Raw genomic sequence first — 12,761 nt, 5'->3', positions numbered from 1 at the left:
GGGCTTCCTTCAGGGATCGGTTGACGGCTGATCCTCATGATATGCGGGAGGCAGACCTTGCTCCGGGGCCCACTCCTGGAACCGTTAGAATTCAATGAAAACAAAGAGACTCAACGGCGTGTGGGTAGAAAAATCACGTTCCGCGTCAACGTCTGATTCCGGAACTGGCAAAGGAGACGGAATGCCGCTGAGGCGTCTGATTCAGGTCACTACCGGGGCCGTGGCTGTGGCACTGGTCATTTCAGGATGCTCCGGCTCCGGGGGAGCCGCGCCCGTGGTGGTGGGTGAGACAAAACGTGGCGGCAGCGTCACTGTGGCCGAGGTGAACGCCTTTACCTCCTTCAACCCGTTCAGTGCGGCAGGCAACACGGACATCAACACCAAGATCGGCCACATCACCCATTCGGGTTTCTACTACGTGGACAACACCGAAAAGGTGGTCCGCAACGAGAAGTTCGGCCGGTATGAAAAGGTGTCGGACAGGCCGTTGAAGGTAAAATACACCGTCAACGAGGGTGTCAAATGGTCCGACGGCGACGCAGTGGACGCCGGGGACCTCCTCCTGGCGTGGGCGGCGGGTTCAGGCTATTTCAACGACGCTGACGCCAAGGCAAAAACCGGCACTACCTACTTTTCTGCAGCTTCCGATAGGACCGGCCTGGCGGCCACCGCGCCGCCGGAGATCGGGAGTGACGGCCGTTCGATAACCCTCGAGTACCTTTCGCCGTACGCGGACTGGGAAGTGGCGTTCGACGTCGGCCTTCCGGCCCACGTTGTCGCCGCCAAAAGCGGCCTGAACGACGAAGGCGACCTCATCGATTTGCTCAAGGACTCGCCCCGCGGCGACGTAGACCGCCCCGCGGTGAATGCCCCGCTGAAGCGCGTCAGCGATTTCTGGAACACCGGCTTCGACACCAGGACACTGCCGCAGGACCCTGCGATGTATCTGTCCAGCGGCCCGTACATTGTCCGGGACATGGTTCCGGACGCCTCCATCACACTTGTCCGGAACAAGGATTACGTCTGGGGTGCCGAGCCCTATCTGGATGAGATCACCGTGCGCTTCACCGGGGCCGCCGGTGCCGCCGCGGCGGCCCTCCGCACGGGGCAGGCAGACGTCATCGCCCCGCAGCCCTCTGCCGGCACCGAAGGCCTTTTCGATGGGCTGGCTGCGCAGGGGAACACTGTGGAGCGGTACAACCAGTCAGGCTATGACCACCTTGACCTGAAGTTCACCGGCCCCTTCGCCGAAAGGGATGTCCGCGAGGCGTTCCTCAAGACCGTTCCGCGGCAGGAGATCGTCAAGGACGTGGTGGGCGGCCTGGTGGGTGACGCGAAACCGCTGGACTCGCACGTTTTCCTTCCGTCCCATCCCAAGTACGCGGAGACCGTCAAGAACAACGGATCCGCTGTGTATTCAAAAATGGACATCCAAGGCGCTACCTCGCAGCTCCGCGGTACTGCCCCGACAGTCCGGATCCTTTACAACAAAGACAATCCCAACCGCGCACGGGCCTTTTCCCTCATCCGGGAGTCAGCCCGGGCCGCCGGCTTCACCGTTGAAGACGGGGGCCTCGGCAGTTCCGACTGGGTAGCAGCGCTCAGTACCGGTACCTACGACGCTGCCATCCTGGGCTGGATCGGTCCCGGTGTAGGTGTCAGCCGCGTCCCCCAGATCTTCAAGACCGGCGGGGGCAGCAACTTCAACGGGTTCTCCGACTCCGAAGCAGACAAAGCCATGGAAGAACTGGCGGGCACCACGGACCTGGGAAAACAGGACGAACTGATGGCCAACGTCGACAAGCGGGTGTGGCAAAACGACTACGGCTTGCCGCTCTACCAGACCATCGGAACAGTCGCATACAGCAACCGTGTGACCGGTATTGCGCCCAGTTCCGGCCCGCTGGGCGTGTGGTGGAACGTGTGGGAGTGGCGCCTGAAGTAGGCCTGGGAGCGGGCTTTCCGAACGCCGAGTGAGCGCAGCCAGAGCCGATTTCGTCCTCAGTCCTACCAACGAGTAGCATGTGACTTGCGCAACTTTCGGGTACAGGCTAGTTATCGGCGGTTAACTGATTACGGTTTGGCAACGGTGTACCAGTATTTGGACTTTGTGCGGTTAGGCTACTCGTACATGGGCAGCGTCACAGTGTAATTCTGCGACGAGCCTGCCGGGGAGCAAAAGATTCCCTGAACATCTCCCACAACTCATAGGAGGCGGAATGCGTTTCACGCGCACTTCCAAAGCACTCGGCATGGTGGCGATCGCTGCCTTAGCCCTGACCGGCTGCGGCGCTGGAGGCGGCAGCAATGACGGTGCCAGCCAATCTGCCGGTGACCCCAACAAGGTCATCACCGCATACAGCAACGAACCTCAGAACCCCCTGCTGCCGGCCAACACGAACGAAGTTTACGGCGGCCGCGTTGTCGAACTGCTCTTCGAAGGCCTCCGCAGCTACGATGCCGACGGCAAGCCGGTCAACGCGCTGGCAGAGTCCATTGAGTCGAGTGACGCCCAGAACTGGACCATCAAGGTCAAGCAGGGCCACAAGTTCACCAACGGTGAAGCCATCACGGCCAAGACATTCGTGGATTCCTGGAACTTCGCAGCGAACTCCAAGAACCTGCAGAACAACGGATTCTTTTTCGAATCCATCGCAGGCTATGAGGATGTTTCGGCTGTAACCACAGCGAAGGCGGCGGACGGCAAGACCACCACCACGCCGGCTCCTACCGCCGAGACCATGTCCGGCCTGAAGGCCACCGACGACTCCACCATCACGGTGAAGCTGGCCCAGCCTGAAGCTGACTGGTCGCTGCGCCTGGGCTACTCCGCCTTCTACCCGCTGCCTTCAGCAGCTCTTACAGACCCGAAGACCTACGGTGAGAACCCGGTGGGCAACGGTCCCTACAAGCTGGAAAAAGCTGGCGCGTGGGTTCACGACCAGTCCATCTCGCTCGTCAAGAACGCTGACTACGAAGGTCCCCGCGGTTCCAAGAACGGCGGCGTGACCTTCAAGTTCTACACCGATCCGGGCCCCGCGTACACGGACCTGCAGTCGGACAACCTCGACGTCACCGACGTCCTTCCGTCCAACGCGCTGAAGACTTACACCACGGACTTCCCGGACCGTAACTCCACCAAGGCCGTCGCCACCGACTCCACGCTGAACATCCCGGGCTACAACCCGAACTTCCAGGGTGAAGCCGGCAAGCTGCGCCGCCAGGCACTGTCCTACGCCATCAACCGCGAGGAAATCGCCAAGGTGGTCTTCAACGGAACCCGCACCCCGGCCAAGGCCTTCGCGCCCCCGGTCATCGACGGTTTCAAAGCCGACCTCAAGGGCAGCGAAGTACTGAAGTTTGACGCCGCCAAGGCCAAGGACCTGTGGGCCCAGGCTGACAAGATCCAGCCGTACGACGGCTCGAAGCCGCTCCAGATTGCCTCCAACACTGACGGCGGCAACAAGGAATGGATCGATGCTGTAGCCAACGGCTTCAAGAACAACCTTGGCATCCAGGCTGAAATCCAGCCGTTCGCCAAGTTTGCCGAGGTCCTGAACCTTCGCAAGTCCCAGCAGCTCCCCGGCCTGAGCCGCGCGGGCTGGCAGGGCGACTACCCGTCGCTGTACAACTTCCTCGGACCTGTCTGGGCCACGGGCGCATCCTCGAACTACGAGAAGTACTCGAACCCTGAGTTCGACAAGCTGCTCAAGGACGGCCTCGCCGCCAAGACCACCGAAGAGGCGAACGCGAAGTTCAACCAGGCACAGGAAGTCCTGTTCCAGGACCTTCCGGGCCTGCCGCTCTGGGACCAGGCGCGGCCGATCGTGTGGAGCAACAACGTTATGAAGGCCGAGACCGGCTGGAATGGCGGCATTCTCTACTACAACATCACCGCCAAGTAGTCTCTAGGATCTAAACTTGCCGTCAGGCAGATTGGGGGTCCGGCGTCAGCCGGGCCCCCATTGTCCTGTAAGGCAGGAAGGCACTCATGAACCCCCCCTCCTCGTTCCCGGAAGGCTGGTGATCCGGTGGTCCGCTTTATTCTGCGTCGACTCCTCCAGGTGATCCCTGTCTTCATCGGCACCACGCTTTTGGTTTATTACATGGTCTTCGCCCTTCCCGGCGACCCCATTGCCGCCCTCTTCGGTGACCGCCAGCCCCCGCAGGCCGTCATTGACACCCTCCGCAGCCAGTACCACCTCGACCAGCCGTTCTGGGTCCAGTACGGACTGTTCCTGCAGAACCTCTTCACCTTCAACCTGGGTAATGACTTCACCGGCCAGCCCATCGCAGCCAGCCTGGCGCGGGTCTTTCCGGTTACGGCCATGCTCGCGGTTGAAGCACTGGCCATCCAGGCCATCTTCGGCGTCGCCTTTGGCGTTTTCGCCGGTCTCCGCCGCGGCGGCTGGTTTGATTCCACGGTCCTGGTGGCCTCGCTGGTTGTCATCGCCGTCCCGACCTTCGTCCTCGGCTTTGTCTTCCAGTTGGTTTTCGGTGTCCAACTCGGGTGGGCGAAGCCCACGGTCGGCGCCAACGCGGACTGGGGCAGCCTGCTGCTTCCCGCCGTGGTCCTGGGCTTGGTGTCATTTGCCTATGTGCTTCGCCTGACCCGTGCTTCGGTGAGTGAAAACATGAACGCCGACTATGTACGGACCGCCACCGCAAAGGGCTTGTCCCGGCCGCGGGTAGTGATCGCACATATTCTGCGCAACTCCTTGATACCGGTGGTGACTTACCTCGGCGCCAACCTCGGCGGGCTGATGGGTGGTGCCATCGTGACTGAGGGCATCTTCAACGTTCCCGGTGTAGGCAACAAGCTCTATCAAGCGGTCCTCCGCAGCGAAGGGCCAACCATCGTCTCCATCGTCAGCGTCCTGGTGCTGGTCTTTGTGGTGGCGAACCTGCTCGTTGATCTCCTGTATGCCTGGCTAGACCCGAGGATCCGTTATGACCAGTAATAACAGCCACTTCGTGGCGCCCATCGACGAGACGCCGCTGCTTGCAACGGATGCCGTCAAGACTGACCAGGCACCCCTGAGCCTGTGGTCGGACGCATGGCGCAAGCTCCGCCGTCGGCCGCTGTTCATCATTTCCTCGCTCCTGATCGTGGCGCTGGTGGTCGTTGCGCTCTTCCCCGGCCTCTTTTCGTCGGTTGCACCGAATGACGGTTGCGAACTGTCCAACTCCGAAGGCGGTCCCACCGCGGGCCACCCGTTCGGTTTCACGTTCCAGGGCTGTGACATCTACTCCCGCGTCATCCATGGCACGCAGGCCTCCCTTTCGGTGGGCGTGCTTTCCGTCCTGTGCGTGCTCGTTATCGGTGTAACCATCGGCGCCATCGCCGGCTACTACGGCGGCTGGGTTGACGCTGTGCTCGCCCGCCTGGGTGACATCTTCTTCGCGCTGCCCCTGATCCTCGGTGCCTTGGTCATCACCCAGCTTCCGCTGTTCAGGGAAAACAGGAGCGTCTGGACAGTGGTGTTTGTCATCTCCCTGCTGGCCTGGCCTCAAATGGCGCGCATCACCCGCGGAGCCGTGATCGAGGTGCGCAATGCGGACTTCGTGACGGCAGCCCGCTCGTTGGGCGTTTCGAAGTTCGGCGCGCTGGTCCGTCACGTCCTGCCGAACGCGCTGGCACCGATCATTGTCCTGGCCACCTTGGAACTGGGTGTCTTCATCGTGGCGGAAGCCACCTTGTCCTTCCTGGGCATTGGCCTGCCGCAGGGCATCATGTCCTGGGGCAATGACATAGCGGGCGCCCAGGCATCCATCCGCACACATCCACAGATCATGCTCTACCCGGCAGCGGCGCTGTCCATCACCGTGCTGAGCTTCATCATGCTCGGTGATGCTGTCCGGGACGCGCTTGATCCGAAGAGCCGTCAGCGATGAGAGACAAAGAGATGATTACTCCAGAAATCAACATCGAAGAGGCTGGCCGCACAGGCGTGAGGCCTCTGCTTGAAATCCGCGACCTGGCCATTACGTTCAAGACCGGCAGCGGTGAAGTCCGGGCAGTCCGCAACGCGCACCTGACCATCATGCCCGGTGAGACCGTGGCAATTGTGGGCGAATCAGGCTCCGGCAAATCCACCACGGCGCTGGCCGCCATCGGGCTCCTGCCCGCCAACGGTGCGGTGTCCGGCGGGCAGATCCTCCTCGACGGGGAGGATATCGCCCATGCCTCCGAAAAGCGGATGATCGAGCTGCGCGGCAATACCATCGGTATGGTCCCGCAGGACCCCATGTCCAATCTGAACCCGGTCTGGAAGATCGGCTACCAGGTCAAGGAGACCTTGAGGGCCAATGGGCGGCCCAGCGGCCCGGAGGACATCGCCAAGGTGCTATCCCAGGCGGGCCTCCCGGACGCCCACCGTCGCGCCAACCAGTACCCGCACGAGTTTTCCGGCGGCATGCGGCAACGTGCGCTGATTGCCATCGGCCTGTCCTGCCAGCCGCGGCTGCTCATAGCGGATGAGCCGACGTCGGCCCTGGACGTTACGGTCCAGCGGCAGATCCTGGATCACCTGGAGACCATGACCACTGAGCTCGGTACGGCCGTACTGCTCATCACCCATGATCTGGGTCTGGCCGCCGAGCGGGCAGACAAGGTGGTGGTGATGTACCGGGGGCAGGTTGTGGAGGCTGGCCCCTCACTGGAGTTGCTCCGGAACCCGCAGCACCCGTACACCAAGCGCCTGGTTGAGTCCGCACCTTCGCTGGCAAGCCGACGCATTCAGGTCGCCAAGGAACAGGGCGTGGAAGCGTCGGACCTGCTGGCGCCCGCCCCCGAGGCAGTTGCCGCGGACAACGTCCTGCAGATCCAGGACCTGCGCAGGGTCTACAAGCTGCGCAGCGGTTTTGGGAAATCGACTGACTTTGCGGCCGTCGACGGCGTGAGCTTTGACGTCAAGCGGGGGACCACCACCGCGATTGTGGGGGAGTCCGGCTCGGGCAAGTCCACTGTTGCCAGAATGGTCCTGCAACTCGAAAAGCCTACCGACGGCAGGATTCTTTTCGACGGCGTGGACACGTCGCTGCTCAAACCCAAGGAACTCTTCAAGTTCCGCCGCCGGGTGCAGCCGATCTTCCAGGACCCCTACGGTTCGCTGGACCCTATGTACAACATCTTCCGGACCATCGAGGAGCCGTTGCGGGTCCACAAAATTGGTGATGCCGCAAGCCGCGAAAAGAAGGTCCGCGAACTCCTGGACCAGGTCGCTCTGCCCCAGTCGACCATGCAGCGGTACCCGAATGAGCTTTCGGGCGGACAGCGTCAGCGCATTGCCATTGCCCGGGCCCTTGCACTGGACCCGGAAGTGATCATTTGTGATGAGGCCGTCTCCGCCCTGGACGTACTGGTCCAGGCCCAGGTCCTGAATCTGCTGGCCGACCTGCAGGCCAACCTTGGACTGACCTACCTCTTCATTACCCATGACCTTGCAGTGGTCCGGCAGATAGCTGACCACGTGTGTGTGATGGAAAAGGGGAAGTTGGTGGAAACGGGATCCACGGACGACGTTTTCGAATCGCCCCAGCAGGACTACACCAAGGCACTGCTCAACGCCATTCCCGGGGCGAAGCTTATGCTTCCGCCGGAAGTGGCCTAAACGGCAGGACCCGTCAGGGAAAGCAGGAGCCGGTGTCCGGAAGGGCGCCGGCTCCTGCGTTTAACGTCTACAACTGAAGACTAAGTTTCCGAAGGTTGTCTCCGAGCAGCCCGCCCAGTGTCTTGCGGCCCGCGGCGTTCATGTGGACGGCGTCCGCCAGATTCTTCGCGAGGTTGTACTTGGTCAGCCAATCACCCACGGCAACAAACGGTATGCCGTGCCTGGCTGCCAGGGTCCCCAGCAGTGCATCCACCTGCGCCCTCCGCCCGCCCCCATAGTTTGTTCCGCGGGCCAGCGTTCCGATCATCGCGAGCCGGGTGCTCGGGTAGCGGTCCTTGAGGGCTCCGATCAGACGGTCGGCGTTGGCCGCTATCTGCGCGTCCGTTGCGCCGTGGGCTGCATCGTTGCCGCCGCCTTGGATGACAATCAGGGCAGGGGTTCCATAGGGGAGTTTCCAGTCGCCCCGCTCCAGGGCGTCGACGTAGTTGCCTGTTTTTCCGTTGGCCGCCACAAAGCCAGTTCCGCCCAGACCGCAGAAGTGGACCTTGTAGCCAACGGCGGCCAGGCCAAGGCGCGGCCAGCCGTCGGCGGGTTCGGACTGTGAGTCACCGATGAGAAGGGCGGTGTGCCTCATGTCCGGGACCACCACTTCGTCCCGGCCGCTGGCAGGATTACGGACAACCGAACCGGCCGGCTGGCTTTCGGGATCAGCCCCGCGTGCAATGTAGCCGCCGGCAGCACCACCCGCGGCTCCCGGACCGGCCACAGCGGGCGCGCCCGGGGCGGCAGGCACGACGGCGGCTGCCGCGGGCGCCTGTGTGGCGGACGAGGCAGGGGGTTCAGTGGGCTGCCCGCAGCTGCAGAGGAGGACGCCGGCAGCGATTCCCGATGCGACTAAGCGGGACAGAGCCGAGGCTTTTGGCATCAGTGGTTCTCCGGGCTTGAAGTATCACAGCAATAATGGTGCATCAAGTCACGAAAATCCAGTGACTTTGCTCACGGTGCAGCACCGCCTGCAAAAGAGTTGCCGGGCCCGCCGGTCGTAGGCCCTTGGTCGATTTTTAGGCGCCTTAGGCCGCAGCGTTTAGAATAATGGAAGGCGCCCTGTGTTAATGGGCCAATCCGTCGTGGACTCCGGTTGGAAATGCGGCGAAACAACAGCTGACTCACACTGAATCGAGCAATAACGCATGTCTGAAACCACCACCAACACTGCGGTAGCCACTGCATCGCGCAGTGACCTGCGTAACGTCGCGATCGTGGCCCACGTTGACCACGGCAAGACCACACTGGTCGATGCCATGCTCAAGCAGACCAACTCTTTTGCCGAACACAACCACCTCGAAGACCGTGTGATGGACTCCGGTGACCTTGAGCGCGAAAAGGGCATCACCATCCTGGCCAAGAACACCACGGTGGCCTACAACGGACCGTCCTCCAACGGTGAAGCCATCACCATCAACGTGATTGACACCCCCGGCCACGCCGACTTCGGCGGCGAGGTGGAGCGCGGACTTTCCATGGTTGACGGCGTTGTTCTGCTCGTCGACGCTTCCGAGGGCCCGCTGCCCCAGACCCGCTTTGTGCTCCGTAAGGCACTCGCCGCACACCTGCCGGTCATCCTCCTGGTCAACAAGACCGACCGCCCTGACGCGCGCATCGACGAAGTTGTCCACGAATCCATGGACCTGCTCCTGGGCCTGGCCTCGGACCTCGCCGATGAAGTTCCGGACCTGGACCTGGACAAGATCCTCAACGTACCGGTGGTCTACGCCGCCGCCAAGGTCGGGCGCGCCTCACTCGAGCAGCCCGCCAATGGTTCCGCTCCCGACAACGAGGACCTTGAACCGCTGTTCAAGACCATCATCGAGCACATCCCGGCCCCCACCTACAACCCGAACGGTGTCCTGCAGGCACACGTGACCAACCTGGACGCCTCGCCGTTCCTGGGCCGTCTCGCTCTGCTCCGTATCTACAACGGCACCCTCCGCAAGGGCCAGACCGTTGCCTGGGCACGCGCCAACGGCGAGCTCAAGAACGTCAAGATCACCGAGCTGCTGGCCACGAAGGCACTGGACCGTGTTCCCGCGGAATCCGCAGGCCCCGGCGAAATCGTTGCCGTCGCAGGCATCGAGGAGATCACCATTGGTGAGACCCTGACGGACGTCGACAACCCCCAGCCGCTGCCGCTGATCACCGTGGATGACCCCGCGATCTCCATGACGATCGGCATCAACACGTCCCCGCTGGCCGGCAAGGTCAAGGGCGCCAAGGTCACCGCGCGCCAGGTGAAGGACCGCCTGGACAAGGAACTGATCGGTAACGTTTCGCTCAAGGTGCTCCCCACGGAGCGCCCGGATGCCTGGGAAGTCCAGGGACGTGGCGAGCTCGCGCTGGCCATCCTCGTTGAGCAGATGCGCCGCGAAGGATTCGAACTGACCGTCGGCAAGCCGCAGGTAGTTACCAAGACCATCGACGGCAAGATCAACGAGCCGATGGAGCACATGACCATCGACGTGCCCGAAGAGTACCTCGGATCCGTCACGCAGCTGATGGCCGCCCGCAAGGGCCGGATGGTCAACATGGCCAACCACGGCACCGGCTGGTGCCGCATGGAATTCATCGTCCCGGCCCGCGGCCTGATCGGTTTCCGCACCAAGTTCCTCACGGACACCCGGGGCGCCGGCATCGCAGCGTCCATCGCCGAGGGCTACGAGCCCTGGGCCGGCCCGATCGAATACCGAACCAACGGTTCGATGATCGCAGACCGTGCAGGTGTTGTGACGCCGTTCGCCATGATCAACCTGCAGGAGCGTGGCTCCTTCTTCGTCCGGCCCACCTCTGAGGTCTACGAGGGCATGATCGTCGGCGAGAACTCCCGCGCAGACGACATGGACGTCAACATCACCAAGGAAAAGAAGCTCACCAACATGCGTGCAGCTTCCTCCGACACCTTCGAGAACCTGACGCCGCCGCGCGACCTGACCCTCGAAGAGTCGCTCGAATTTGCCCGTGAAGACGAGTGCGTCGAGGTGACCCCGGAGTCCATTCGCATCCGCAAGCTCATCCTGGACACCAACGAGCGTGCCAAGGCCAACCGCGCCCGCGCCAAGGTCTAAGCCTGAATTAGCGCATCACTGAAGCTGCCGGTACGGCAGGCGGGACACCGCCGTCGTACCGGCAGTTTTTGTTTAACCAAGTTCTTGTTCGGCAGAAGTCCCGGGGTTCAGTCGGGGACGCGGCGTGCGCGCCGCTCAGGCGCGGGCGGGACTGCCTTCGCGGCGACCACGAGCTCCAAAGGAATCACGACGTCGGCCTTCCGCGTCCGGACGGTACAGTCGCCGTCGTCCGTGGCCACCAGGCGGCCCAGCGCGTCGGTGAGGCCGCCGTCGATCCGGTACCGGACCACAACCCTGGTTCCGGGCGTGGCAGCGGCCAAAAATTCCTGGGGCGTAGGCTGGGTGGGACTCACCAGTTCATACTAGGTGGCCAGCTAGGTTCGCAGGAAAGGGCTGGGAGATAATAGGCTCGGAAGTCAACAGTCCGGATTATTGCGCCGGATTCAAGTACCGGCGATCGCCGGAAACAAAGTGGAGAGGCAAGGGACGTGACGTACGTAATCGCGCAGCCGTGTGTAGATGTCAAGGACAAGGCATGTATTGAGGAGTGCCCGGTCGACTGCATCTATGAGGGTGAGCGTTCGCTGTACATCCATCCCGATGAGTGCGTCGACTGTGGTGCCTGCGAGCCTGTGTGCCCGGTCGAGGCCATCTACTACGAGGATGACACTCCGGAGGAATGGGCCGACTACTACAAGGCCAACGTCGAGTTCTTCGATGACCTGGGCTCACCCGGCGGTGCCGCGAAGATCGGCAACACGGGCAAGGACCACCCGATGATTGCCGCCCTGCCGCCGCAGAACCAAGACGCCTGAGCCGGCCGCCCCGGTGACCTCAGCAGTGAACACTTTTGGCCTGAGCCTGCCCGATTACCCGTGGGAGGCCATGGCGCCGTATCTTGCCAAGGCGTCGGAGCACCCCGGCGGTGCCGTCAACCTCTCCATCGGCACGCCTGTGGACCCCACGCCGGTCCTGATCCAGGAGGCCCTCAAAGCTGCCGCTGACGCCCCGGGGTACCCCACCGTGCACGGCACGGCAGGGCTGCGCGAAGCGATCGCGGCGTGGTTCGACCGCCGCCGCGGTGTTGCGGGACTGGATCCGAAAAACGTGATGCCCACAGTGGGATCGAAGGAACTGGTGGCGTGGCTGCCCCTTTTGCTCGGGCTGAAACCGGGCGACGTCGTCGTCCGCCCCAAGGTGGCGTACCCCACCTACGACATCGGTGCCACCCTGGCCGGGGTCACCTCGGTTGCGACGGACCACCTGGACGAGCTCGACGACGCCACGCGCGCCCGGGTGCGCCTCATCTGGGTCAACTCGCCGGGAAATCCCACCGGGAGCGTGCGGGACGTCGAGTCGCTGAAGGCGCTGGTGGCGCAGGCACGGGAACTGGGCGCCGTGGTGGCCTCGGATGAGTGCTACGCGGAGCTCGGCTGGGGCTCCTGGGACGCCCAGCGCGGGGGCGAGCAGGTTCCCAGCGTCCTGGATCCCCGTGTTGCCGGCGGGTCCCACGAGGGTCTCCTGGCGGTGTATTCGCTGAGCAAGCAGTCCAACGTGGCCGGTTACCGCGCCGCGTTCGTGGCGGGCGACGCGGATATCATGGCGAGCCTCGTCAACAGCCGCAAACATGCCGGCATGATCGTGCCGTACCCGGTGCAGGAAGCCATGCGGGTGGCGCTGGGCGACGACTCCCACGTCCTCGCCCAAAAGGATCTTTACCGCGGGCGGCGTGAACGCCTGGTGCCCGCACTGCAGCGCTTCGGGCTGGAGATCAAAGATTCCGACGCCGGACTCTACCTCTGGTCAACCGCGGGGGAGGGCACCTGGGAAACCGTGGCGCGCCTTGCTGGCTTGGGCATTGTGGTGGGGCCGGGCGTGTTCTATGGCGACGCCGGCAACGGTTTTGTGCGGGTGGCGCTCACCGGCACCGATGAGCGCATCGACGCAGCAGTGGCCCGGCTGACCGCGAGTCCGTAACAATCATGTGACTCGCGCCACAAAGGTGGCGTTTTGGGGGGATTTCGACGGC

The 12,761-nt window shown here is 63.1% G+C and carries 10 protein-coding genes; 8 read left to right on the top strand and 2 right to left on the bottom strand.

The genetic code is table 11. The annotated features are described in order from the left end of the window. Positions 1–181: 181 nt before the first annotated feature. The 5 genes from AC1MCD_RS13575 to AC1MCD_RS13555 all read left to right on the top strand — a co-directional run bounded on the left by AC1MCD_RS13575 (position 182) and on the right by AC1MCD_RS13555 (position 7,613). Complete coding sequence (locus tag AC1MCD_RS13575; RefSeq protein ID WP_498672713.1) at positions 182–1,945, top strand: ABC transporter family substrate-binding protein; 1,764 nt, start codon at positions 182–184, stop codon at positions 1,943–1,945. Between the two features lie 274 nt (positions 1,946–2,219). Continuing rightward, the gene (locus tag AC1MCD_RS13570) at positions 2,220–3,905 is read left to right on the top strand and encodes a peptide ABC transporter substrate-binding protein (RefSeq protein WP_498672712.1); all 1,686 of its coding nucleotides are present in this window, start codon (positions 2,220–2,222) and stop codon (positions 3,903–3,905) included. Between the two features lie 126 nt (positions 3,906–4,031). After that, positions 4,032–4,961 (top strand): ABC transporter permease, encoded by a 930-nt coding sequence (locus AC1MCD_RS13565; RefSeq protein ID WP_255770154.1) that lies wholly within the window; start codon positions 4,032–4,034, stop codon positions 4,959–4,961. Then, positions 4,951–5,895, top strand: a complete 945-nt coding sequence (locus AC1MCD_RS13560; RefSeq protein WP_498672711.1) for an ABC transporter permease — start codon at positions 4,951–4,953, stop codon at positions 5,893–5,895. The genes AC1MCD_RS13565 and AC1MCD_RS13560 overlap by 11 nt, the downstream gene beginning before the upstream one ends. Positions 5,896–5,906: 11 nt before the next feature. Continuing rightward, the gene (locus AC1MCD_RS13555; RefSeq protein WP_498672710.1) at positions 5,907–7,613 is read left to right on the top strand and encodes an ABC transporter ATP-binding protein; all 1,707 of its coding nucleotides are present in this window, start codon (positions 5,907–5,909) and stop codon (positions 7,611–7,613) included. 67 nt (positions 7,614–7,680) lie between these two features. Here AC1MCD_RS13555 and AC1MCD_RS13550 read toward each other — a convergent pair whose 3' ends face one another. Next, positions 7,681–8,538 (bottom strand): SGNH/GDSL hydrolase family protein, encoded by an 858-nt coding sequence (locus tag AC1MCD_RS13550; protein WP_498672709.1) that lies wholly within the window; start codon positions 8,536–8,538, stop codon positions 7,681–7,683. Between the two features lie 265 nt (positions 8,539–8,803). On the opposite strand from AC1MCD_RS13550, the gene typA reads away from it, so the two are divergent. After that, entirely contained in the window at positions 8,804–10,732 is a 1,929-nt protein-coding gene (typA, locus tag AC1MCD_RS13545; RefSeq protein WP_498672708.1) for a translational GTPase TypA, read from the top strand. Positions 10,733–10,839: 107 nt separating this feature from the next. Here typA and AC1MCD_RS13540 read toward each other — a convergent pair whose 3' ends face one another. Continuing rightward, entirely contained in the window at positions 10,840–11,085 is a 246-nt protein-coding gene (locus AC1MCD_RS13540) for a putative acetyltransferase (RefSeq protein WP_498672707.1), read from the bottom strand. 135 nt (positions 11,086–11,220) lie between these two features. On the opposite strand from AC1MCD_RS13540, the gene fdxA reads away from it, so the two are divergent. Next, the gene (fdxA, locus tag AC1MCD_RS13535) at positions 11,221–11,547 is read left to right on the top strand and encodes a ferredoxin (protein WP_190989300.1); all 327 of its coding nucleotides are present in this window, start codon (positions 11,221–11,223) and stop codon (positions 11,545–11,547) included. A gap of 13 nt (positions 11,548–11,560) precedes the next feature. After that, positions 11,561–12,709 (top strand): succinyldiaminopimelate transaminase, encoded by a 1,149-nt coding sequence (gene dapC, locus AC1MCD_RS13530; protein ID WP_498672705.1) that lies wholly within the window; start codon positions 11,561–11,563, stop codon positions 12,707–12,709. Positions 12,710–12,761 lie beyond the last annotated feature (52 nt).

The organism is Arthrobacter sp. BF1 (assembly GCF_056680215.1).
This window is presented reverse-complemented; position numbering and strand designations above follow the sequence as displayed.

Coding starts and splice junctions, on each gene's coding strand:
- AC1MCD_RS13575 (WP_498672713.1), top strand. CDS start 182: ATGCCGCTGAGGCGTCTGATTCAGGTCACTACCGGGGCCGTGGCTGTG.
- typA (WP_498672708.1), top strand. CDS start 8,804: ATGTCTGAAACCACCACCAACACTGCGGTAGCCACTGCATCGCGCAGT.
- AC1MCD_RS13550 (WP_498672709.1), bottom strand. CDS start 8,538: ATGCCAAAAGCCTCGGCTCTGTCCCGCTTAGTCGCATCGGGAATCGCT.
- AC1MCD_RS13560 (WP_498672711.1), top strand. CDS start 4,951: ATGACCAGTAATAACAGCCACTTCGTGGCGCCCATCGACGAGACGCCG.
- AC1MCD_RS13570 (WP_498672712.1), top strand. CDS start 2,220: ATGCGTTTCACGCGCACTTCCAAAGCACTCGGCATGGTGGCGATCGCT.
- AC1MCD_RS13555 (WP_498672710.1), top strand. CDS start 5,907: ATGATTACTCCAGAAATCAACATCGAAGAGGCTGGCCGCACAGGCGTG.